Source organism: Paraburkholderia azotifigens, from assembly GCF_007995085.1.
Classification (GTDB): domain Bacteria; phylum Pseudomonadota; class Gammaproteobacteria; order Burkholderiales; family Burkholderiaceae; genus Paraburkholderia; species Paraburkholderia azotifigens.
This window is the reverse complement of the sequence record NZ_VOQS01000003.1, coordinates 361,679-384,979: the sequence shown is the minus strand read 5'-3', so window position 1 is coordinate 384,979 and position 23,301 is coordinate 361,679. Positions and strand designations below refer to the sequence as shown.

Annotated in this window: 21 protein-coding genes; 6 read left to right on the top strand and 15 right to left on the bottom strand. The window is 63.4% G+C overall.

Features of this window, described 5'->3' with window-relative positions; translation table 11 throughout:
- Positions 1 to 6 precede the first annotated feature (6 nt).
- On the top strand, positions 7 to 762 hold the full coding sequence (gene hutC, locus FRZ40_RS18885; RefSeq protein ID WP_028367741.1) for a histidine utilization repressor: 756 nt from the start codon (positions 7 to 9) through the stop codon (positions 760 to 762).
- Between the two features lie 8 nt (positions 763 to 770).
- Here the strand turns inward: hutC (FRZ40_RS18885) and hutC (FRZ40_RS18880) are convergent, their stop codons facing one another.
- The 5 genes from hutC (FRZ40_RS18880) to FRZ40_RS18860 all read right to left on the bottom strand — a co-directional run bounded on the left by hutC (FRZ40_RS18880) (position 771) and on the right by FRZ40_RS18860 (position 4,783).
- A complete protein-coding gene (hutC, locus tag FRZ40_RS18880; protein WP_035542394.1) occupies positions 771 to 1,529 on the bottom strand; it encodes a histidine utilization repressor in 759 nt (252 codons plus the stop codon).
- 104 nt (positions 1,530 to 1,633) lie between these two features.
- Entirely contained in the window at positions 1,634 to 2,500 is an 867-nt protein-coding gene (locus tag FRZ40_RS18875) for an amino acid ABC transporter ATP-binding protein (RefSeq protein WP_147235136.1), read from the bottom strand.
- 38 nt (positions 2,501 to 2,538) lie between these two features.
- Positions 2,539 to 3,201, bottom strand: a complete 663-nt coding sequence (locus FRZ40_RS18870; protein WP_147235134.1) for an amino acid ABC transporter permease — start codon at positions 3,199 to 3,201, stop codon at positions 2,539 to 2,541.
- 10 nt (positions 3,202 to 3,211) lie between these two features.
- Positions 3,212 to 3,862 carry an amino acid ABC transporter permease gene (locus tag FRZ40_RS18865; RefSeq protein ID WP_147235133.1) on the bottom strand — a complete coding sequence of 217 codons (651 nt, stop codon included), beginning with the start codon at positions 3,860 to 3,862 and terminating at the stop codon, positions 3,212 to 3,214.
- Positions 3,863 to 3,943: 81 nt separating this feature from the next.
- A complete protein-coding gene (locus FRZ40_RS18860; protein WP_028367746.1) occupies positions 3,944 to 4,783 on the bottom strand; it encodes a transporter substrate-binding domain-containing protein in 840 nt (279 codons plus the stop codon).
- 286 nt (positions 4,784 to 5,069) lie between these two features.
- Between FRZ40_RS18860 and FRZ40_RS18855 the strand changes: the two genes are divergently transcribed.
- Both FRZ40_RS18855 and FRZ40_RS18850 read left to right on the top strand, forming a co-directional pair.
- Positions 5,070 to 6,065 carry an isopenicillin N synthase family dioxygenase gene (locus FRZ40_RS18855; protein ID WP_147235132.1) on the top strand — a complete coding sequence of 332 codons (996 nt, stop codon included), beginning with the start codon at positions 5,070 to 5,072 and terminating at the stop codon, positions 6,063 to 6,065.
- Between the two features lie 8 nt (positions 6,066 to 6,073).
- Entirely contained in the window at positions 6,074 to 7,474 is a 1,401-nt protein-coding gene (locus FRZ40_RS18850) for an FAD-binding oxidoreductase (protein ID WP_147235130.1), read from the top strand.
- 54 nt (positions 7,475 to 7,528) lie between these two features.
- On the opposite strand, the gene FRZ40_RS18845 is transcribed toward FRZ40_RS18850, so the two are convergent.
- The gene (locus tag FRZ40_RS18845) at positions 7,529 to 10,927 is read right to left on the bottom strand and encodes an alpha/beta fold hydrolase (RefSeq protein ID WP_147235128.1); all 3,399 of its coding nucleotides are present in this window, start codon (positions 10,925 to 10,927) and stop codon (positions 7,529 to 7,531) included.
- A 279-nt stretch (positions 10,928 to 11,206) separates the two neighbouring features.
- On the bottom strand, positions 11,207 to 12,019 hold the full coding sequence (locus FRZ40_RS18840) for a hypothetical protein (RefSeq protein ID WP_028367750.1): 813 nt from the start codon (positions 12,017 to 12,019) through the stop codon (positions 11,207 to 11,209).
- Positions 12,020 to 12,349: 330 nt separating this feature from the next.
- On the opposite strand from FRZ40_RS18840, the gene FRZ40_RS18835 reads away from it, so the two are divergent.
- Positions 12,350 to 14,167 carry an ATP-binding response regulator gene (locus tag FRZ40_RS18835; protein ID WP_147235127.1) on the top strand — a complete coding sequence of 606 codons (1,818 nt, stop codon included), beginning with the start codon at positions 12,350 to 12,352 and terminating at the stop codon, positions 14,165 to 14,167.
- Positions 14,168 to 14,458: 291 nt separating this feature from the next.
- Entirely contained in the window at positions 14,459 to 14,776 is a 318-nt protein-coding gene (locus tag FRZ40_RS18830; RefSeq protein WP_147235125.1) for a hypothetical protein, read from the top strand.
- A gap of 76 nt (positions 14,777 to 14,852) precedes the next feature.
- Here the strand turns inward: FRZ40_RS18830 and FRZ40_RS18825 are convergent, their stop codons facing one another.
- The 5 genes from FRZ40_RS18825 to FRZ40_RS18810 form a co-directional block, all read right to left on the bottom strand.
- Complete coding sequence (locus FRZ40_RS18825; RefSeq protein ID WP_028367752.1) at positions 14,853 to 15,611, bottom strand: response regulator transcription factor; 759 nt, start codon at positions 15,609 to 15,611, stop codon at positions 14,853 to 14,855.
- A 630-nt stretch (positions 15,612 to 16,241) separates the two neighbouring features.
- Positions 16,242 to 16,391: a hypothetical protein gene (locus FRZ40_RS44435; protein ID WP_167528672.1), complete on the bottom strand. Its 150-nt coding sequence runs from the start codon at positions 16,389 to 16,391 to the stop codon at positions 16,242 to 16,244.
- Positions 16,375 to 17,376 carry a cytochrome d ubiquinol oxidase subunit II gene (gene cydB / locus FRZ40_RS18820; RefSeq protein ID WP_028367754.1) on the bottom strand — a complete coding sequence of 334 codons (1,002 nt, stop codon included), beginning with the start codon at positions 17,374 to 17,376 and terminating at the stop codon, positions 16,375 to 16,377. The genes FRZ40_RS44435 and cydB overlap by 17 nt, the downstream gene beginning before the upstream one ends.
- A gap of 36 nt (positions 17,377 to 17,412) precedes the next feature.
- Entirely contained in the window at positions 17,413 to 18,807 is a 1,395-nt protein-coding gene (locus tag FRZ40_RS18815; RefSeq protein ID WP_028367755.1) for a cytochrome ubiquinol oxidase subunit I, read from the bottom strand.
- A gap of 126 nt (positions 18,808 to 18,933) precedes the next feature.
- Positions 18,934 to 19,191, bottom strand: a complete 258-nt coding sequence (locus FRZ40_RS18810) for a hypothetical protein (protein ID WP_147235123.1) — start codon at positions 19,189 to 19,191, stop codon at positions 18,934 to 18,936.
- Between the two features lie 143 nt (positions 19,192 to 19,334).
- Between FRZ40_RS18810 and FRZ40_RS18805 the strand changes: the two genes are divergently transcribed.
- A complete protein-coding gene (locus FRZ40_RS18805; protein ID WP_338048180.1) occupies positions 19,335 to 20,573 on the top strand; it encodes an IS4 family transposase in 1,239 nt (412 codons plus the stop codon).
- Between the two features lie 705 nt (positions 20,574 to 21,278).
- On the opposite strand, the gene FRZ40_RS18800 is transcribed toward FRZ40_RS18805, so the two are convergent.
- The 3 genes from FRZ40_RS18800 to FRZ40_RS18790 are packed head-to-tail and all read right to left on the bottom strand — an operon-like array spanning position 21,279 to position 23,254.
- Positions 21,279 to 21,467, bottom strand: coding sequence for a 4-oxalocrotonate tautomerase (locus FRZ40_RS18800; protein WP_028367756.1), 189 nt, complete (start codon positions 21,465 to 21,467; stop codon positions 21,279 to 21,281).
- A 37-nt stretch (positions 21,468 to 21,504) separates the two neighbouring features.
- Positions 21,505 to 22,284 (bottom strand): class II aldolase/adducin family protein, encoded by a 780-nt coding sequence (locus FRZ40_RS18795; RefSeq protein WP_147235120.1) that lies wholly within the window; start codon positions 22,282 to 22,284, stop codon positions 21,505 to 21,507.
- A 22-nt stretch (positions 22,285 to 22,306) separates the two neighbouring features.
- On the bottom strand, positions 22,307 to 23,254 hold the full coding sequence (locus tag FRZ40_RS18790) for an urea transporter (RefSeq protein WP_147235119.1): 948 nt from the start codon (positions 23,252 to 23,254) through the stop codon (positions 22,307 to 22,309).
- Between the last annotated feature and the right edge of the window lie 47 nt (positions 23,255 to 23,301).

The following is a 23,301-nucleotide window of genomic DNA, read 5'->3' as shown; positions in this document are numbered from 1 at the left end:
ATAACCATGACGATAAACGGACACCCGGAGACAACCGAACATCATTCCGCAGGCGCACGCACGACGCCGGGCAAGGCGATGCCTGCCTACGAGCAGATCAAGCGCTACGTGATTGCGCGGATCGAAGAGGGCGTATGGAAGCCAGGCGGGCTGATTCCATCGGAAGCGGAACTGGTGAAGGAATTCGGCGTTGCGCGCATGACGGTGTCGCGCGCGCTGCGCGAACTGACGACGGAACGCGTGCTCACGCGCGTGCAAGGTTCGGGCACGTATGTCGCGCCGCAGCGGTACGAATCGACGGTACTCGAAATCCGCAATATTGCCGATGAAATCGCTGCGCGCGGTCATCGGCATTCGGCGCGCGTGCTGACGCTCGAATCGAGCGACGATCCGCTCGCACTCGATGCGCTCGCGCTAGCCAAAGGCCCCGTGTTCCATTCGCGCATCGTGCATAACGAAGAGAACGAGCCGATCCAATACGAAGACCGTTATGTGAATCCGCGTGTGTTTCCCGACTATCTGAATCAGGATTTCACGGTCGAAACGCCGAACCACTACATGGTGCGTCTCGCGCCGATCCAGCGCGCGGAGTTTCGCATCTATGCGCAGAAGCCGACTGCGCACGTGCGCCGTCATCTGATGATGGAGATCGGCGAGCCTTGTCTGATGCTGCAACGGCGAACGTGGGTCGGCGAGCATGTGGCGACATCGGTGCAGTTGTGGCATCCCGCATCGCGGTTTCATCTGGCCGGGAACGTCTAGCGTTTTCTTTAGCCTTGCCGCTGCGACGTATCCGGTGCAAACCGGCAACCCAGCCTGTACCGCGTGCCCGGATGCACGAAGCGCGCGAACGTCACGGCGACGCCGCTCGTCCACGTGCGGCGCATCAGCGTGAGGCACGGTTCCTCCGGCGCGATCTGCAAGAGGGCGGCTTCCGCGCGAGTCGGCAAACCGGCGTCGACGACATGCTCGACATCGTGCGCAGGCACGACGCTGAACAGATATTCCGAAGGACGTATCGTCGAAAAATCCTGTTCGATGAAATCTGGCGCGATGGCAGGGTTCACGTAGCGGTCTTCGAGTTGCACGGGCAAGCCGTTCTCGCGATGCACGCAGATCACATGAAACACCGACGCGCCCGGTGGAAGCCCTAAAGCATTCGACACGTTGACGGGTGCCACCTCGCGTTGCGACAGCACGGTCTGATAGCTGTATTCGTGGCCGCGCGAGCGGATCTCGTCGCCGATATGCGCGATCATCAGCAGCGTGGACTGCGGCTTGGTTTCGGCGACGAACGTGCCGACCCCCGACACACGCGTCAACAGCCCTTCATTCGTGAGTTCGCGCAACGCGCGGTTCACCGTCATTCTCGACACGCCAAGCGATTCGACGAGATCGAGTTCCGATGGAATGCGATCGCCGGCGCGCCGTTCGCCCGATTCGATCGTGTTGCGGATGTACTGCTTGACCTGTTCGTAGCGCGCGGCGGGTTGCGCTCCTTCTGCTGTGTCCGCCGTCGTTTCGCGCATACCCGGCGCGCGTGGCTTGCGCGCTTTCGCAAGCGCTCGCGTGCGCAGTTTGTCGCGGATGACGGGGGCGGGCATCGGTGCGCTGCGTCAGTGGAGGTGGGCGTTCATACCGGGTCGGCGCTGTCCGCGCCGCGCGACCAGAACGCGTTGCGGTCGAAGTAGTTTTGCAGGAACTGACGCAGACGCGGTTGGTTCGCGTCGTGAAAGACATCGTGCGGCTTGCCTTGCACGGCGATACGCCCCTGGTCGATGAAGACCACCTTGTCCGCGACCTGCGCGGCGAAACCCATTTCGTGCGTGACGACGGCCATCGTCATGCCGTCGCGCGCAAGCTGCTTCATCACCTGCAGCACTTCGCCGACGAGTTCGGGATCGAGCGCCGACGTCGGTTCGTCGAACAGCATGATGTGCGGCTCCATCGCGAGCGCGCGTGCAATGGCAACGCGCTGCTGCTGGCCGCCCGACAGTTTCGCCGGATACGCATCGCCCTTGTGCGCGAGGCCGACAGTGTCGAGCATCGCGTTGGCGCGTTGCTTCGCCTCGTCGCGCGACAGATGCCGCACGCGCAGCAGCGCTTCCATCACGTTGCCGAGCGCCGTCATATGCGGCCACAGATTGAACTGCTGAAACACCATGCCGACGTTGCGGCGCACGCGGTTGATCTCGCCCTGCGACGACCGCACGCGCTTGCCGTTGCGCTCCGCGTAGCCGAGCAGTTCGCCTTCGATGCGCACGTCGCCCTGATCGTACGTCTCCAGGGCGGCGAGGCAGCGCAGCAGCGTGCTCTTGCCCGAGCCGGACGGCCCGATGATACAGACCACTTCCGAGCGGTTGATGTCGAGATCGACGCCGCGCAGCACGTCGTTATCGCCGAAACGCTTGCGCAGATCGCGCACTTCGATCAACGGTGTCCGGCTGGCTTGCATCGACGCGAGAGTGGAAGAAGCGGGCATGTCGACGGGTGCATTCATGATGTTTTCCGGTCACGCTTGTGGTTGACGTTCGCGCTTCAGGCCATGAAGCGGGCGATGCGCGCTTCCGCCCACATGCCGGCGCGCGACGTGAGTTCAACGAGCGCGAGATAGCACACGCACAAAACGAGCAGCGTTTCGACGAAGGCGAACGTGGCCGAGCCGATGCCCGTCAGCACGAACGTCAGTTCGGGCACGGTGACGATCGACAGCACGGCTGTTTCCTTGCTCAGCACGATGATCAGGTTCGTGAGCGCGGGCACGATCAGCACGAGCATCTGCGGCACCTGAATGCGCAGCACGGCTTGCCAGCGTGTCAGGCCGAGACACGATGCCGCTTCGAGATGGCCGCGCGGGATCGATTGAAAACCGGAGCGGAACGCTTCCGCGAAATAGGCGCTGCCGTACAGGCCCAGACCGAGCACACCGGCCGTCAGCGGTTCGAGCGTGAGACCGATGGACGGGCCGCCGTAGTAGAGCAGAAAGAGCTGCACGAGAAACGGCGTGCCGCGAAACAGTTCGATATACGCGCGCAGGATGCCGCGCACCCAGCGCCCGCAAAAGAGTTGCAGCACGGCGATCAGGAAGCCGATCAGAAGACCGATCGCGACGCCGACGACCCACGTGCCGAGCGTCGTCAGAAGGCCTGCTGCGATCGGTTGCAGATTGTGCGTGATGACGGTGGGATCGAATTGCTGCATCGTGCCGTCCTCAGGTATGCATCAGCCGATGTTCTGCGGCATGCGCGACGAGCGCGAGTGCGCCGCAGATCACGAAATAGATGAGACCGGCAGCGAGATATGCTTCGAGCGGCCGGTAGGTGCTGGCCGCGATGTTCTGCGCCGTGCGCGTGATCTCCGCGACGCCGACTACCGAAATCAGCGACGACGCCTTGATCAGCAGCACCATTTCGTTGACGAGCGAGGGCAGCGTCATCCGGAATGCTTGCGGCACCTGAATGCGCCGCAACATGTCGATGGGGGAGAGGCCGAGCATGCGCGCCGCTTCCATCTGTCCGGGCGGAATGTTCAGGAAGCCGCCGCGCAGAATCTCCGCGATATACGAAGCGGAGCACAGCGACACTGTGCTGATCGCGGCGACGACAGGCGACACGTTGATGCCGACGAACGGCAGCAGGCAATAGACGAGCAGCAGTTGCACGAGCATCGGCACGCCGCGAAAGAAGAACACGTACGCACCGCCGAAGCGTTGTGCAACCGCGTTGGGCGACAGCCGCGCCGAGCACACGCCGATCCCGACGAAGAAGCCGATCACGAGACCCGTCAGCGAAATGCCGACGGTCGCGAGCGCGGCTTGCAGCAGCAGCGGAAAACCTTGAGCGAAAACATGGGCGCTGAACATGGCCTGTTGCCTGCAAGAGAGGACATGTAGACGGCGTGCTGCGCAAACCGGTTTGCGCAGCACGCCGCGCGTGTCAGGGCATCAGTAGTTGGGCGTGGGCATCGTGGTGGGCGCGTCCATCGTGACGCCGAACCACTTCTTTTGCAAAGCCGCGAGACGGCCGTCGTTGTGCATCTTCACGAGCGCGGCGTTGAACGCGTCGGCAAGCGGCTTGCTGTCCGCGTCCTTGCGCAGGCAGTACGCGAAGTACACCTTCGCGCCGAACGGCGGCGTGACGACGGCGAACGTTTCGGGACGCTGCTTCGCGACGTACGCGATGTTCGTCATCGAATTGGCGACGGCGGCAATGCGGCCCGCTGCGAGGTCCGCATACGCCTGGTTGTTGTCGACGTATTCGCGCACTTCGGGCTGCTTCGGCAGCGTGGCAATGTAGGCTTTCAGCTGATCGAGCTGCGCCGAGCCCTTGCCCGCACCGACCGTCTTGCCGACGATATCCGACGACTGCTTGATGGAGGTGTCGTTCGCGCGCTTGAGGAGCGCGTCGGTGGCGTCGGCGACGGGCAGCGTGTACGTGTAGCGCTCCATGCGCGCTTTCGTCACCGTGAGCGGCCCGCCGACCATGTCGAACTTGCCCGCTTCGAGGCCGGGCAGCACGCTGGGCCAGGGCAGATCGATGAAGCGCACCTTCACGCCGAGTTCCTTGCCGACTTCGGCAAACAGATCCTTGTTGAAGCCCGCCTGCTGACCGTTCTCGAGAAAGTCGAACGGCGCGAACTGCATCTCCGTACCGACGACGAGTTCGCCCGCCTTCCTGACCTTCGCGAGTTGGTCTTCCGCGTGTGCGCTGACGCTTGCAACGGAAGCAGCGGCGCAGAACGCCACCATCGCGAGACGACACTTCCAGCCTGCAAAGATACCCATTGAGATTCTCCCGTTGGCAAAGCGGTGTCGCGCTCGACAAGGCGGGGCGCGAGTCATGCGAGGCAGTATATACCGCTGCTTTTGCGCGAAAAAAATAATCGCATGCTGTCAAACCCTAATGTTGCGGGCACTCTCTGTGCAGAAGAATGAACGCGGGTGCAGCGCAACTTGCGATTGCGCTTTTGGCGGTATATACAACGTGAAACTCCCGGTGATCGCGATGTGCGATGAAGCGCGCGTGCATCGAATCGTCAGGGCAAACGTTCTCACATGAAGGAGTCTCGCGATGCCGGCAACGAGCGTGGCCACTGCGCGCATACCCATCATCGATCTGGCCGGCGTCCGCAGCGGCGACCGCGAAGCGCTCGCGCGCGCGGGCCGCGAAATACGCGACGCGTGCACGACGATCGGCTTCTTCTACATCGTCAATCATGGCGTGCCGCAAGCGGCCATCGATCGCGCGGAACAGGCGGCGCGCAAGTTCTTCGCCTTCCCCGTCGAGACCAAGCGGCGCGCGGCCGTGAATCAGCGGCATCGCGGTTTCAATGCGCTCGGCGATGCGACGATGTATCAGGCGAAGCGTCCCGACTACAAGGAGTTCTACAGCATCGGTCTCGAGTTGCCCGAGGACGATCCCGATGTGCAGGCAGGGCAGGCATTGCGCGGGCCGAATAACTGGCCGGATTTCATGCCGGAGTTGCAGCCGGCGTTGTACGGCTATTACGAGGAAGTCGGCGCGTGCGGGGCGGATCTGTTGCGTGCCGTCGCGACGGGTCTCGGCGTCAGCGAAGATTTCTTCGCGTCGCGCTACACGAAGCGCATGCAGCGCACGCAGATGGTCTACTATCCGCCGCAGCCGCCGCAATCCGATGAAGAGCAGTTCGGCGTCGCGCCGCATACCGACTACGGCTGCATCACGCTGTTGTGGCAGGATCGCGTAGGCGGCCTGCAGGTGCGCGAGATCGCGAACGACACATGGATCGACGCGCCGCCCATCGAAGGCAGCTTCGTCGTGAATGTCGGCGATCTGCTGGCGCGCTGGACGAACGACCGCTTCCGCTCGACGCTGCATCGCGTGATCAATGCATCGGGCCGCGAACGCTATTCGATCGCGACGTTCTACGATCCGACTTATACGTCGATGGTCGATCCGTTCGATCTGGGCACGCCGGCTGCCGGGAGCAAGTACGAACCCGTTGCGGCGGGCGACTATATTCTCGGTCGCATCAACAGTTCGATGGGCTACCGCAAGAAGCTGGCGACGGCACAAGGAACGACATAAGGAAGCGCATGACATTGAACGAAGGCGCAGCGCTTGCATCCACATTGGCCGCGTTGCGCGAAGCATTGGGCGACGACGCCGTGCGTGTCGGCGAAGAAATCGGCGAACGTTCGATGACGGACTGGACTCGTCACGAGCCGATGCGTCCCGCTGCATTGCTGCTGCCGCGCACGACGGAACAGGTCGCACGCGCGCTGATGATCTGCAACGACGCACGCCAGAGCGTAGTGCCGCAAGGCGGTATGACAGGGCTTGCGGGCGGCTCGATTCCGCGTGCAACGGATATCGCGTTGTCGCTGGATCGTCTGGCAGGCGTCGAGGAAATCGACAGCGCGGCGGCGACCATCACGGTGCGTGCAGGAACCACGCTGCAGACAGCGCAGGAAGCGGCAGCGCAAGCGGGCTTCGAACTCGCGCTCGATCTCGGCGCGCGCGGCTCGTGCCAGGTGGGCGGCAATCTCGCGACGAACGCGGGCGGCAACCGCGTGATTCAATCGGGCACGGCGCGCGATCAGGTGCTCGGTCTCGAAGTCGTGCTCGCGAACGGCGCGGTGTTGAGTTCGCTGAACAAGATGGTGAAGAACAACACCGGCTACGACCTGAAACACTGGTTCATCGGTTCGGAGGGCACGCTCGGCGTGATCACGCGCGCGGTGCTGAAATTGCAGCCGCAACGCGCGTCGCGCCACACGGCGCTTATCGCATTGAGCGACTACGAACAGGCAGTGAATCTGTTGCGCCGACTGTCGACGCGCTTCGGCAACGACATCGGCGCGTTCGAAATCATGTGGCCTGATTTCTTCGACTTCGGCGTGAAGCTGACGGGCGCGCGTTCGCCGTTCAACGAAGCACATCCGTTATACGCATTGATCGAACACGCGAGCTTCGACGCCGATGACGACGGTTCGCGCTTTGCCAACGTGCTCAATGACGCACTCGACGAAGCCGCGATCCGCGATGCCGTGATCGCGCAATCCGTAGCCGATACACGCGCGCTGTGGGCGATCCGCGAATGCACGGCGGAGTTTCCGGTGAAGCTCGATCCGATCAACTTCGACGTGAGCTTGCCGATCGGCGAGATTGGCGCTTTCGTCGATCGTTGCCGCGCGGCGATCGATCAGACGTGGCCGGGCAACGAGTCGTATTTCTTCGGCCATATCGGCGATTCGAATCTGCATGTGACCGTCGACGGGCGTTCCGTTCCCGGCGTCGATCATCATGACGTGTATGCGCTCGTCTATGAAATGCTTGCGCCGCTGCGCGGTTCCGTGTCGGCGGAACATGGCATCGGTTCGCTCAAGCGCGAGTTTCTGCCCGTTTCGCGTTCGCCGGAAGAGCTTGCCGTGATGAAGGCGATCAAGCATGCGCTCGATCCGAACGGCATCCTGAATCCGGGGAAACTGTTCTAGCGCGTGTGCGTTCGTCATGAATGCCGCGGCATTCATGACGAACTGTCAGTGCATTCAATGTGCGTCGAGATGTCTGACGATGGTCGGAAATACATCGAGCGCCGCACGCTTGCCGAACACGCAGTCGATGTGTCCGTAGCCTTCGATCAGATGCCGCTCGTAATTATCGGCACCGAAACGTTCGACGAGCAGGTCATAGGTCATCTGCGTGCTGGTCGGCAGGTAGCAGAGATTTTCCGTGCCATGAATGAATGCGATGGGCAGCTTCATGCCGTCGATGTTCGGCATATACGTATCGTCGCCATTCGCATCTACCACGTGCCCCGCGCGCACCATCGCCGCGAGCTGGTTGAACAGTTCGACATCGTGAATGCCGAATAACTCCTGCAGATTCGCATGCAGTTGCTCGTCGAGTTGCGCGTGCTCGTAAAGCAGACCGTACAGGAACGTTGCGCGATGGCACACGGGGCTGCTGCACATTTCGTCGTGTTCGACGGGGAAGAACTTCAACGCTTCGTCGAGCAGATTGTGCGGCCACTTTTCGTGCTGCGTATATGCGGTCATATCCTTGATGCCGAGATGCTGAAGAATCTGCGGCGTATGCAATCCCGCCTTGATCCGCTGCAACAGTCCCGGCACGGGATGCGCGGAGACTTGCGACAGCACGGCGGAACGCACGCCCTTGAGCCCCGACATCAGCGACATGCTGAACGCCAGCGCGCCCAGACAATGGCCGAACACCTGGATCTGATCGGCGCCCGTCAATTCGCGCACCTTCGCGACGGCGGCGGGAATGTCGTAGCGCGCGATCTCGTCGGCTGTGGTGCGCTCGGTCGCACTCGGCAGTTCGATGCTCACGCGCAGGTCGACGAGCCATACGTCGTAGTGCGCGGCGCACAGGAACTCGACCAGATTCGTGCCGATCAGATCCGTCGAAAAGATGCGGCTCGAAACGCCCGAGCCATGAATCAGCAATAGCGGCCCCTTGTTGCCGCCGTGATAACGCGCGAGCCGCAGCGTCTTGCCGTCTTCCGTATTGAAGTAAGTGATCTGCGGCGCGGGCGCTCGCAGCGTACGGCGCACGCGCGGCGGCGCATCGGGATCGAAGTATTGCAGCGGCGCGGCGACGCCGCCGTACTCCGTATAGAGCACACCCGCAAAGAAGCGGCCGAATTTCAGCGTATACGCGAGACGCGTTTCGAGGTCGGGCGCGTTCGTCACCTGGATCGTGCGCTGCTGCTTGAGGAAGTTCTCCGGCGTGATGATGAGCGTCGCGTGGCCGGTCACGGGCGCGTCGTCGGCATCGGACTCGCGCACTTTTGCATAGAGCGTATTGGTCTGCGTCCACAATTCCGCCAGCGACGTGTGCGTGATAATTTTCTGACCTGTCAGATAGAAATGCTTGCCGTCGACGGTATCGAGCGTCATCCGGTAGTTCATGTTGCGCCGGTCGACATTCGTTTCGTCGACGACGAACAGGTTGAAGATGCCGTCGTTGACGGTCATCGGCTGCGGCGACAGGGCAGTGCAGGTCAGCGTGCCGATCATATGCGCCCGATGCTCGCGGTTCGCGAGCATATCGTCGAGATCGTCGGACACGACTGTCACGGTAAAGCTGATCGGCGTGCCTTGCGACCGGTCGTCCTGCTGGCCTTCCGGCTTGACGTCGCCCGCATAGTACGTGCCGATCATCGTTTCGGTGAAGCGCAGGCCGATCTTCGGCGCGGGCGGCGGGGCCGTGTTGCCCGCCGAGTCATAGTCGATCTGCCAGCCGCGCGACTGCGCGAGCTGCGCGCAGTTTCGCTCGGCCAGCGCCGAGATCGTCAGCAGCGGATTCACGCCGAGCGACAGCGGCACCACTGCGCCGTCCATCACGTACAACCCCTCGTGCACCGCGTTGCCATCTACGCCCGAAAACACGCGGCCCGCCTGATCGACGACGCCGCGCGCCGGATCTTCCGCCATCCCGCAGCCGCCCAGCGGATGAACGGTGACGGTGCGGTTCTGGAACATGTCGCTGGAAATCGGATTGCGCACATAGGAGCCGCCGAGCGCGCTGGTCGCTTCGATCAGCGTCTTTTCGACGGTCTCGTAGATCGGCTGCTTGCCCGCGTTCGGCCAGCTCACGCGCGGACGGCCGTTTTCGACGGTGATCTGCCCGCTTTCGTCGTCGTGCGCCATCACGAGCCAGGTTTGCGTGTTGCGCATCGCGCCGTGATACGGGCCGCGCAGAATGCTCTCGGCGATGCGCGCTTCATCCGCGAGCGGCGGGTCGCCAGCGGGGTCGGGCATTGCGACGCCTCCGGCGGGCGCCGCGACGCCCAGCACGCCCATCAGGCCGAGGCCGATCGGCGAGGCAATCGAGCCTTCTTCGATCACGAAGCCGTCTTTCACGTTCGGCGTGTCGCGATGATCGATGATGCCCGTAATGCACGGCCCGACGGGCGGAATGTCGCCCACGGGATGCGTGCCCCAGCCGACGCCGTTGATGACCTTGTCGGTGTTGAACGCGAAGGCGAGGACGTCGCCGTTGCCCGTGAAATGCTCGCCGAGCTGCTTCGAGACGGGCAAGCCTGCCTCTTGCGAGCGCAGCAGAATGGCCGTCGAACCTAGCGTGCCCGCGGAGAGAATCACGACATCGGCTGTCACGAACATTTCCGGCGCGTCGTAGAGTTCGCGCTTCAGGTCGGCGGGCTGGTAGCGCACGCGCCAGACACCGCGCGCCTCGTCGCGCACCACCGAATGCACGGCCGCGCCCGTGAAAATCTGCGCGCCGTGCGCGACGGCGTCGGGCAGATAGTTCATGTGCGTCGAATTCTTCGCGCCGTGATTGCAGCCCGAGTTGCAGTCGCCGCAGCCGACGCAGCGGTTCTGGTCGACGCCCGCCGCATTCTTGCCGTCCTCGAATGTCACCGTGATGGGGGGGCGATAGAAACGCTTGCTCATGTCGAGCCGTTTTGCGGACAGTGCGAGCGCGTCGAGTTTCGGCAGGTCCGGGTAGTCGTCCGGGACGGGCATCGCGCCGAGCATTCTGGTCGCGCGCGCGTAGCATACGTCGAGATTCGCCTTGTCGGCGCGCACCGCGTCGGGCCAGCGCGGATCGTCCCACAGGCGCTCGTCGGGCTTGAGCGCGACGTTCGCGTTGATCAGCGACGTGCCGCCGAGTCCGCAGCCGACCACCACGTTCACGTCCGGATTCACATGCACTTCGAGCAGCGCGAGCGGCGAGCCGATCTGCGCGACGCCCGTGTTGTACTGCACCTGCGCGACGCCTTCGAGTTGCGTGGCGGGGAAGTCGCCCGCCATGAATTCGCGGCCGCGTTCGAGCAGGCACACGCTGCGTTTCGCGCGCGCCATGCGGCTCGCGGCAATCGCGCCGCCATAGCCGGAACCCACCACCACCACTTCGTAATGGTCCTTCATCGCCGACAGGGCGCTGGACAAGCGGTTCATTCGACCACCTCTCTTATAGGGGATGTGCGCCAGAAGGGGGGAATCCTGGCGATCAGGACGGCTCGCTGCATGCAGCTTCTTTATCCTGGACGCGGCGCAGCGAAATGCAAAGGGAAAACGCGCGTTTAGACGCGTGATTGAAAAAATGCGGTGATGTCAGGCGGCGTGCGGACTGCACGCGGATTGGAATGCGGGCGACACGCAGGCCCGTTCGATACGCTGAACGAGCCTGCCGGATTGTCAAACGTCAAATGTCAAACGGCGCGCCGGTCAGGCCGGTCACGCAGCCGCTTCGATCATCTCTTCGGTGTCGGGCGCGGTCGCCGCTTCCGTCGCTTCGGCTGCGAGCAGGTTGAAGATCACGAGAATGGCCTCGCGGTTTTCAGCATCGATTTCAATACCGAGATCTTCGCGCAGCCACTGGCCGATCTTCGTGTTGGAAAACTGCGTGGCGTCGTCCGTCTTCTTCATGGTGACACCGAGTTTGACGGCGCGATAGTGATAGGAGGGCACCCGATGCTGCGCGGCCACCGCCGACAGTCCGCCTTTCGCTTCCGAGCACCAGCCGAGGCTGCCGGCAAGCACGATGCGCTCGGGCGAATCGAGCGAAGCGATGAACTCGCGCGCGGCTTCGCGCACGTACTGCTCGCTCAGGCCGTATTGCAGCAGCACGCTTTCGATGGGATCTTCGAGCGCCTGCGCGCGCAGATCGATTTCCTGCATCATGCCTTCGTGTTCCATCGACACATTGCGCTGGTGGCTCGCGCTGCGCAGGCAGTCGATCAGATAACGGCGGAAGTAAGCGCAGATCGCGTAGCCGTTGGACGGCGCGCTTTCCGGCGTCGCTTTCGATTCGACGTGTCCGGGCGCAAGACGCAGCACCTTCGTATAGATGAACTGATGCACGAGCTCTTCCTTGTCTTCGCCCAGCGCGTGCAATTCGAGCGGGTGGTAGGTGCGCAGCGCGCGCTTCACGAGGTCGTACATCGACATCATTTCGTCGTCCGTGAGCTGCGTGCGGCGGCGCCACAACTCGGGAAGAACGGCGTCGTCGAGAGTGCGTGCGAAATCCTGGCTCGGAACTGCGCCCATGAAGGCCTCCATCGGTAAGGGGCAAGGCGCGCGGTAGGGGCGGGGGAATCCGCCAGTGGAGCCTCGACAAACAGGCGTAAATGAAGTCTTGAAACTGAACCTTCAGAGGCTGTCGGCCGCGCTTGATCGTTGAATCGTTGAAACCAGTATGCTTTTTGCACGCGGCGCCGCCTATATGGATTAAGTCATAGCTGAAGGGTAAACCGCCGGCAGGACGGGTAAACTATCTTTAGACTGTACCGGTGCCGGTGTATGACGGACGGAGAACGGGTTTTATTCCAGAGTCCGATGCAATCGGCAGCGGTTTTTACAACACAAGGAGACCGCACGATGCGGGCCGATCCCATCCAGCGCGCCATCGACGAAGACCTCGTGCGCGTCCTGTACGCGCAGGATCCGATTGCCTTCTTCACGCACTGGTTTTCGATTGCCGTGCTGGTGGCGATCTACTGGAATAACATCCCGCATCCGCATCTTTTCGCGGCCTGCTTCATCTTCTACGGTTTCGCCAATTGCGCGAGCCTCGCGCTGTGGATGTGCAACCGGCGCTGGCCCGAAGCCGTGTCGCCGCGCACGTGGATCAACCTGCACGCGGCGCGCGGCGCGCTGCTCTACAGCGCGCCGGGGCTCGCCATCTGGTTCGCGTTCCAGAGCCCGCACACCGATCTGCCCATCCTGCACACGGTGATGCTCGTCACGCTGGCGGCGGGTGTGTTCATGTCGAACGGTTTCGACGTGGCCAACTTCGTGACGGCGATTCCGTTCCTGCTGCTGCCCGCGATCGTGCTGCACTTCGGCACGCATACATTCGACCGCACGATCCTTGCGATCGTCCTCGCGTTCTTCTTCTGCGCGATCAACGTGTACGCGTTGAGCTACCGCAAGCTGTTCCAGCGCGTCGTGCAGGCGCGCGTCGACCAGCAGGCACTCGCCGAATCGCTTGCGGCGCAGAAGCTCGTCGCCGAAGAAGCGAGCCTCGCGAAGACGCGCTTCTTCGCCGCTGCCAGCCACGATCTGCGTCAGCCGCTGCACGCGATCGGGCTGCTCGCGGCATCGCTGAACGATTCGACGGCGACGCCCGTGCAGCACGCGAAGACGGCCAGCAACATCGCCAACAACGTCGAGGCGCTGAACCAGCTGTTCAACCAGGTGCTCGATCTGGCGCAGCTCGAGAGCGGCGTCACGCAGGTCATCCGGCTGCACTTCCGGCTTTCCGAGCTGTTCGACCGGGTCGGCAACCAGTACTGGCCGCAGGCGGCCGCGAAAGGGCTCGCGCTGCGCATCGCGCCGACGGATGCCGTGATCCACGACGACCCCGTGCTGCTGGAGCGGATCCTGAGCAACCTGCTGTCGAACGCGGTGCGCTACACGGAAGGCGGCGCAATCTGGATGGGCTACCGGCGCGCGGGACAGCGCGACGGCGGCTATATCGAAGTGCGCGATTCGGGTATCGGCATTCCCAAGGCCGAGCAGGAGCGCATCTTCGAGGAGTTCTATCAGGTCGCGAATCCGCAGCGCGACGCACGCCAGGGACACGGCCTCGGGCTGCCGACCGTCAAGCGGCTCGTCGACATGCTCGGCGGACAGCTGCAATTACGCTCGACGCCGGGGCGCGGCTCGGTGTTCCGCTTCCCGGTGCGCGCGGGCGATCCGCAGAGGATCGTCGCGGGGCTCAACGATTCGGCCGCAAGCGGCGCGGCGGCGCTCGGGCGCCACGTGCTGTGCATCGACGACGAGCCGGCGATTCTCGAAGGCATTCAGAGTTTGCTCGGGCGCTGGGGCTGCGTGGTGCGCGGCGTGCCCGACGAGCGTCACGCACTGGCGGCGATCGACGAAGGCTTCATGCCCGACGCCGTGCTGTGCGACTACCAGCTGGCCAACCACCGGACGGGCGCGCAGGCGCTCGCCGCCGTACGCGACGCACTGCGGCGGCGCGGCCGCGAGCGCGTCGTGACGCTGCTGATTACGGGCGATATGGCGTCGGTGGAACTGGAAGCGCTGGCGCTGCAAGGGATTCCCGTGCTGCACAAGCCGGTGACACCCGCGCGTCTGCGTCGCACGCTCGAGATGCTATGGCAGCAGCCGGGCGCCGTCGCCGATGTGGCCTTGCAGCCGACGGAGGAGCAGCCTGCGACGACGCGCGGCTGAACTCGCGAACCGCCGGCAGGCGACGCATGGCAGTTCGCGTCGCCGGCACGTTCATTTCCCCTTGACCCTTCCGTCGTCCCCGGCCTCATCCCAATCGACGCACCTCACCTCGTCCCACGCCCGTTCGCGCGCTTTTTTGAGAAGTGTCTGATCGACGGGCGCCATGCCTGGCTGCTGAAATAAGCCCATTCGCGATAACGGCGGCTTCCTGATGCCGCCGCGAATGCTTCCGGCAACCCTCGCGTCCGGCAGGTCGGCCCGGCGCGGCAATCGAATCAATGAGGTGTAGAAGTGGACGGACATCCTTCCGACAGGCTCGTCGCTGGCGTGCTGACGGGCGCACTGCTGACGACCGTGTTCGTGGTCGGCATGCTGTACTTCGGCATTCCCGCCGAGCATCACGCGAACATGGCGATGCGCCTGGGGCTGCCCGTGGCGCTGTCGTGCGTACTGCTGTTTCCGCTGCCGCTGCTGCAGCGCACGGTGCTGCGCGAGCGCCGCAGCCAGTTCATTCTCGACGAGGATCTCAACGCGATGCTGCTTGGCCGCGTGATCGGCGTGATCGGCGGCGTGGCGCTGGGTGTCACGCTCGCGACGGAAATGCTCTGACGCGCGCATTCATCTGCGGCTGCCCGAGCCGCGTGCTGCCGAAGGCGACGTCCCGTCGCCTTCTTTTTTCTCTTCTCTACAGTGTCTTGCCGGCTTCGAGCCAGCCGTTGATCACGGCGATCGCCGTCGCGCGGTTGTGCACGCCGAGCGCGCGGAAAATCACGGACAGATGAACCTTGATCGTGCCTTCGGCGACGCCGAGATCGCGCGCGATCATCTTGTTGGTCCAGCCGCGATGCACGAGCCGCATGATTTCCTGCTGACGCGGCGACAGATTCTCCAGCAGATGCTGCTGATGCGGCTGCAACGCCTCGACGCGGACGATGGGCGCCGCGTCGGGCGGCGCGGCCGTCGTCGTTTGCGCGGCGAGGGCGGCCGTGGCCGCCGTCGAACCGGCTTCCGCGGCCGCGGTTGCCGCAGCGGCGTCGCGCGAACCGAGCAGACTGAGGGCTTCCATCGGGACGTAGGCGCCGCCCGAGAGGACGAGTTCAATGGCCTTGAGCATCACGCTGGCCGGCTGGCGCTTCGGCACGAAGCCCAGCGCGCCTGCCGCGAGCACGGCGCGCATCTCGTCGGGCGACTCTTCCGCAGACAGCACCACGACAGGAAGCGCCGGATTCTCTTTCAGCAGGATTTGCAGCGAGGAGGCGCCCGTCATGCCGGGCATGTGGAGATCGACGATGGCGAGATCGTGGTTCGCGTCAGGCCTTGCGGCGGCCGCCAGCGTTTCCCAGCTGTCGGCCTCGTCGAATGTGGCGTCGGGATCGAGTCCGCGTAGCAGACCCTTGACGCCCTGGCGGATCAGTTCATGATCGTCGGCTACAAGAAACTTCATGATGTCTCCGCTTTTGCCCTGCCGGTGTTGTGCCCATGTTGTCGGTCGGGACGCGAGCGGACCGCGCGCTCCCCGTCGCGCGCAATCCGTCCGCAAGGCCGCGCCGCGCCGGGCTCACGCCCGCTGCGCATCGCAACCCGCTGCACTCCCTGCGGCCCGACCAGCGGTGGGCCGTCCATGCAGCAACAGCTTATTGTGCTTCCCAAGCCGCGATCATATGCCTGATCGTCGGATGGGTCATATCTGTCGCGGCTCTGTTGCGCCTGCCTTGCGGCGCGTGCGCACATCCGCTTCGTGATTCGCGCCTTCTGACTCGCGCTTCATTGTTCGCGCCGGCCGTCCGGAAAGCAACGGCATCGGCGCGGCTTGATCGACGTACTCTGGTCTCGCTCGCGCGGCCGTGACGGTGTTGCCGTCGCGGCCCGCGCGTGTGGTTTTCCCTGGTTTGTCCGGCACTGCATCGGTAGCCGCAGGCTTGTTGCTTGCGTTGCTCTCGCGGCCTGCTACGTAGACGAGCTTCGCGGAAGGATTTTGAAGGCAGACGGGCGGCCTCGAAAGGCCGCCCGTCGGGTTATGCAGAGTGAATGCGGCCGGGCCGCGCGTCGTCCGGCTCATGCATTCGGGCGCTGTTCATGTGATCGCGAACAGCGTCGCGTTCATCAGCGCCTTGAACGCGTAGCCGACCGTCATCGCGCCGCCCACGCCGCCGCACCACAGCGCGATGAACCACACCCAGCCGGGCAGGCGCGAGCGGGCAACGGGTTTAGTGGTAGTGGGCATCGCCATGACGCACCTTGCCGCGGAAGACCCAGTAGCCCATCGTCGTATAGCCGATGATGATGGGGATGATGATGGCCGCGCCGACCAGCGTGAACATCTGGCTCGAACGCGGTGCAGCCGCTTCCCAGAGCGTGAGGCTCGACGGAATCGCGTACGGCCACAGGCTCACGAGCAGTCCGACATAGCCGAGCAGCACGAGCCCGAGCGCCATCATGAACGGCGTGTTGTGATGCCGGCCGCGCACCGCGCGGCGCATGAAGAACGTGCAGATCGCGACGAGGAACGGCACGGGCAACAGGCGCCAGAAGAGGCCGGCGTCGAACCAGCGCTGCGCGATTTCGGGTTCCTGTAGCGGCGTCCACAGGCTCACGACGACGATGAAGGCGAGCAGCACGATCGTCAGCGGCCACACGACGCGATGCAGGCGCCGCTGCAGATCGCCTTCCGTCTTCGCGACGAGCCAGCAGCAGCCGAGCAGCGCATAGGTGACGACGAGGCCGAGGCCTGTCAGCAGCGAGAACGGCGTGAGCCAGTCGAACGCACCGCCTGCGTAGCTGCCGGCGACGACGGGAATGCCTTGCAGGAACGCGCCGAGCGCGATGCCCTGGAAGAACGCCGCGCCCGTCGAACCGCCGATGAACGCGAGATCCCACAGGTGCTTCGTGCGATTCGCCTTCGCGCGGATCTCGAACGACACGCCGCGGAAAATCAGGCAGGCGAGCATGAAGACGAGGGGCAGATAGAGCGCGGACAGCACCGTCGAGTACACGATCGGGAACGCCGCGAACAGGCCTGCGCCACCGAGCACGAGCCAGGTTTCGTTGCCGTCCCAGACGGGCGCGACGGTGTTCATCATCAGATCGCGTTCTTTCTCTTCGGGGAAGAACGGAAACACGATGCCGATGCCGAGATCGAAGCCGTCCAGCACGACGTATATGAAGAGGCCGAGTGCGATGATCGCGGCCCAGACTACGGTGACGTCCATTGTTGTCTCGCGGTTTGTTCGAAGGGAAGTGTCGGGTCAGGCGTCAACCGCGGACAGCGGGTGGCGCGCCGTGCGCCCGGGGCCTTGCGGTACGCCGTCCGGTGTCTTGCCCGGCAGCGCGGGGCCCGAGCGCATCAGCTTGAACATGTAGTAGATGCCCGTGCCGAACACGAGGAAGTAGATGACGACGAACGCCATCAGCGAAATGCCGACCTGTTGCGCGGACAGCGGCGACACGGCTTCGACGGTGCGCTTCACGCCGTACACGACCCACGGCTGACGGCCGACTTCCGTCGTGACCCAGCCCGCGAGCAGCGACAGGAAGCCCGTCGGTCCCATCGCGATCGCGATGCGCTGGAACCACTTCGCGTCGTACAGCCTGCCGCGCCGGCGCAGTGCCCACGCGGCGAGCGCGAAGGCGATCATCGCCACGCCGAGACCGGCCATCACACGGAAGCTCCAGAACACGACCGTCGAGTCCGGACGATCTTCTTTCGGGAAGCTTTTCAATCCGCGGATTTCGCCGTCCCAGCTGTGCGTGAGAATCAGGCTGCCGAGGTGCGGAATCGACACCGCGTACTTCGTCGTTTCCGCTTGCATGTCGGGGATGCCGAACAGGTTCAGCGCGGTGCCGCCATGCTCGGTATCCCACAGACCTTCGATCGCTGCGATCTTGGCGGGCTGGTATTCGCGCGTGTTCAGGCCGTGCGCGTCGCCGACGAAGGCCTGCACGGGCGCAAGAACCAGCAGCATCCACAGCGCCATCGAGAACATCTTCTTCACTGCGCTGTCGCGCCGGCCCTTCAGCAGATGCCATGCGCTGACTGCCGCGACGACGAGCGCCGTGACGATGAAGGCGGCGATGGCCATGTGCGCGAGACGGTACGGGAAAGACGGATTGAAGATGATCCTGAACCAGTCGACGGGGACGACGTGGTTGTCGACGATATCGAAGCCTTGCGGCGTTTGCATCCAGCTGTTGGATGCGAGGATCCAGAACGTGGAGATCAGCGTGCCGATCGCGACCATCAGCGTCGCGCCGAAATGCGCGCGCGGGCTGACGCGTTGCCAGCCGAACAGCATGATGCCGAGGAAGCCTGCCTCGAGAAAGAATGCCGTCATCACTTCGTACATCAGCAGCGGGCCCGTGACGGGACCGGCGAACGACGAAAAGCCTGCCCAGTTGGTACCGAACTCGTAGCTCATGACGACGCCCGACACGACGCCCATGCCGAAGGCCACGGCGAAGATCTTCGACCAGAACAGGCAAAGATCTTTGTAGTAGGCCTTACCGGTTTTCAGCCAGCGCCATTCGAGAACGGCGATGAAGCTGGCTAGTCCGATGCTGAGTGCGGGAAAGATGATGTGAAACGAGACCGTGAACGCGAACTGCATGCGTGCGAGGTCGAAGGCGGAGATTGCGGTGGTCATGTGTCCGAATCCGGATAAGGCGCACTGCTTCGTGCGGATGACGGCAAGCGTAGGGGATTGCGGGTGGTTTTGCTGCGGCGCGTGATGTGGCGATATGGCGCATGTGGGCGCTTTTTCGAGCGCTTTTTATTGGGATAAGTGTTTGATGTGGATCAGGTTTTTTGTTTGTTCTTCCGGCGGCTCTGTTCGTAATAATGTCCTTGAATCTGCGGCAATCGACCGCGTCGCAGCAGATGGCGCGTTTACTGCGCGCCACGGGGTGGTGTGGTGGGTTGTCGCAGCTTGTTTGTTTGTCTGCGACGCAGTCGCCGTTCCTGGTTTTTGGCTTTTTTGCTTTTTGCTTTTTGCTGCGCTGGCATCCGCGATTTGTTCTTTCGCTGGCATCCGCGAATTCGTAGCGGTGCTTCAAGCGTCGCCCCTGTGCGGGGCAATGCTCTCAACTTAAGCGTCAAAGCGCTTGTAAACGAGGCATTGCCCCTGTAAACTTGACTGCATAACTCCCTGATAAATCAACGATATGAACTCAAATACCAGCTTCCTCGAGGCTTCTGGCTGAGTTCTCCGAATTCCTGTTCGATCCGGCGCTCGCCGATCGCGTGCGTCGTTCTCCTGCCGCCTTTACCCGTAATCGCACACTGACCTTGCCGCGCATGGCTGCGCTGATGATGTCGGGCATGTGCGCAAGCGTGCAGGCCGAACTCGATGCGCTGTTTGGCGCGCTGGATAAGCGCGGCGGCCAGACCCGCGCGGTCAGCGCACAGGCGTTTAGCAAGGCGCGTCGAGGGTTGTCGGCTGATCTGTTCGATCTGGCCCGCGCTCACCTGATTTCTCTGGCTCAACCCCATATCGAATCGATGCGCTGGAACGGCCTGAGGCTGGTCGCCGCTGACGGCAGCCGTCTGCGCGTGAGCACCCGCCGGTGCCAAGAACTACGCGCCGATCACTACGTGTTTGCGCTGTTCCTGCCGGGCCCCGAACTGACGTTGCACGCCGCGCTTCACTCCGCCGACGGCGCCGAGCGCCAGATGTTGTTTGAAGCGCTGGATGTGCTCCAGCCGTGTACCGATCTGCTGCTACTTGATCGTGGCTTTATCGGTAACGCGATGGTGGCCACGCTGACGCAGCGCGAGATTGCGTTCTGCATGCGCGTCGATACACATAACTGGAAGTGCGTCACCGACTTCACCCGCAGCGGCGAAGCCGAGCGCATCGTGACGCTACAAGCGCCTTGCGAGCAGGATGCCCGCGACTATGAACTGGCCCGTACACCGAGCACCGTGCGCCTGATACGGGACGTCACGCCCAGCGGTCGCGTGCGTGTGCTGATGACTTCACTGCTTGATGGTCAGCGTTATCCGGCAGCGTCTTTCGGTGCGCTCTACCATCAGCGCTGGCGGATCGAGGAAGCGTTCAAACGCCTCAAGCACCGACTGCGGCTGGAGGCCGTGACGGGCCTGGATTATCTGGCCTTGCAGCAGGACCTGGGCGCAAAAATTCTCGCGGACAACCTGTGCACACTGCTCAGCGATCTGGATGTCTCACACGACAATGTCTGTGCCAGCCGCCCCAACCGGGTGTACGCGCGGGGTGTGCTCAAGCCCATCCTCGGTGCGTGCCTTCTGCGCGTGCGCCACTGTCTGGAAGGTCTCGCCTCGCTGCTTGCGCTCATCCACCAGAACCGATGTCGCATACAGCCGGCACGTTCATATCCTCGACCGCCCAGAAAAGCCAAGCCCCATTGCCATCTCGCGTACAAGTTCGCCTGATGGAATGGGGCTTAAGTTGAGACCATTGCTGTGCGGGGCGGCACCTACTTTTCTTTGCAGCGGCAAAGAAAAGTAGGCAAAAGAAAGCCGCTCACACCGCCAGTGCTTGTCATTGCCTGCGGGCCCCCGACGGGTCCCGCACTCCACGCGGCAACACGCTACTCAATGCTCGTTGCCAGCGCTCCTGGATTCGCATCCCCCACTTCACACTCCCGCGTCACGTACTGCGTTACCAAACGTCAACCGCCGCCCAGGTGGCAAACGGTGTGTAGTCTGTCGCGCCTTACGCGTTAGCGCTTCTACGACACCGATCCCGCTTTTCAGTCCGGAGTGGTGCACTTGCGTCGCGATGGCCTACACACCGTTTGCCACCTGGGCGGCGCAGACGGATCGCTGCCGCGGGCTGTGCTACGGGTGATTGGAGAGGGTGATGGGCCTGTTAAAGGCGCTGGCAACGCACATGAAATAACGTGTTGCCGTGTGGAGTGCGGGACCCGTGGGGGGCCCGCAGGCAACGACTAGCATTGGCGGTGTTAGCCCGCTTTCTTTGCTTACTTTCTTTGCGGCGGCAAAGAAAGTAAGTGCCGCCCCGCACAGGGGCGACGCTTGCAGCACTGCTACGACATCGCGGATGCCAGCGCAGCAAAAACCAAAAAACAAAAAACAAAAAACCAGGAATGGCGACTGCGTCGCAGACAAAAAACCTCACCCAGCATCAGACCAAAGCCGCCCCCCGGTCGCCCAGTCCTCCTTCTTGACATCAACAAGAATAATATCAACCGAGCCAGGCTCGACTTTCAGGGATTCGCAAGTCGCTTTAGTAATCGCCTCGACGAACTGGCGCTTCTGTTCAACAGTACGGCCTTCAAAAAGTTCGACACGAAAAGTAGGCATAACTCATCTCCTCTGCAGCAAGCAGAAAAACAAAAAATCAGTCGCGATAAGAGACATCAAGACGATCGAGCTTCCTCAGTAACGCAGGCCACTCGACCACTCCTTCAACGGCGCCGCCATCATAAAGCTGCTCCGCAGTGCGCGCGGCCACCGCCTCGCAGGGCATCACAAGATCACCTCCACCCGCCTGCGCCAGCAACTGAATCTCACATGCCTTGATGAGCGTCGCCATCAACACATACGCCTCCGCGACCGTGCGGCCCGTCGTCAGCGTGCCGTGATTGCGCAGCAGCATCGCGGGCCTGTCGGCGAGATCGGCGACGAGGCGCTCGCCCTCGGCCGGCGTGAACGCAAGACCTTCATAGTCGTGATACGCAAGATAGCCGTGAAAACGCAACGCATGCTGCGAGCCGGGCAAAAGGCCGTTCTTTTGCAGCGATACCGCAATGCCCGCCGTGTTGTGCAGATGCATGACGCAAAAAGCGTCGGTACGTGCGGCGTGAACGGCAGCGTGCAGCGCAAAACCCGTCGCATTCACGGGATGCTCGCTCTCGCCGACGATGTTGCCCGCGATATCGATCTTCACCAGATTCGACGCGCACACTTCATCGAACGACAGGCCGAACGGATTGATCAGGAAATGGCCGGGCTCGTCGGGCACGCTCGCGGAAATGTGCGTGTAGACGAGGTCGTCCCAGCCGTTCAGCGCCGCAAGCCGGTACGCAGCCGCGAGGTCGACGCGCGTGCGCCGTTCCTCCTCCGACATGAGCTTCGACTGCGCGATGCGGCCCGCAGGCGTATGAGCGAACGACGACATGACGTCTCCTCTATGGGTTGCTTCAGCGCTCGGGTAAAACGGCGCGGCTTGCCTGCTCTCGATGCCCAGGCGCCGCGCCATCTTCCGGCGGACAGTCCGGGCTGTTCGCGCGGGTGCGGCGAGTATCGCGCATGAGGCGGCGCGTCGTCCACGTTGCGACGACGAACGGCGCCGTCAATGCCGGTAGGCCATGGAACGCGGCAACCTGTTGCAGTACGACCGACACGCCCACGCCAGCCAGCGCCGCCAGCGCACCGCAATCGGCGACAGCGAGCGCGACGAGCGCACCGTTGAATCCTAACAGGCCCGCATCGAACGAAGCCCCACCGGCACCCGCCAGCCACTGTGCCGACGTGGCGAGCGCCGCGCCCACGAGCGCAAAGCACGCGGCGCGCATCGACGAAAGCGCAATGCCGCCCAGTATCAGCGCACCTGCCAGCGCCCCGCATGCAAACGATGTTTGCGCGATGCCCGCCAGCAAGCCGCGCAGCGGATCGAGCCATGCAATCGCTTCGCTCCCAGCGGCGCGGGTTGGGGCCGGATGCACGAGCGGCAGCCATGCCCACGTGACGAGCAGGCAAGGGCTCGAGTAGACACCCAGCCCGCGCGAACGCAACAGCCGTTCCCACGGACCGAGCAGCCACGCGGCAGCTGTTGCCGCGAGTATCGCGACGGCCATCGCCGTGGCGTCGTCGGCAATGAAGGTGAATGCCGCGAGCGCCGCCAGCGCGCCGTTGAAGCCGTGCAGTCCGTCGCGCGTGTCGGCGCATGCGTAGCCGCGCAGCACGGCGCCCACGTTCGCCGCGATCGCGCCCGTCAACGCCGCGCACGCAAGCCGTGCATCGCTGACGAGCCATGCCGCGAGTACGCACGCGCCCGTCGCCGCATCCCGTTGCAGGACGATCTGGCCGAAGCTGCGCAGCAGCGTGCGCAAGGCATCGAGCGGTTCTTCGTGTGGCGCGGCAGACATAGCGGTTCAACTGACGTGACGGGGACGTGACAAAGCCGCGCGAGACG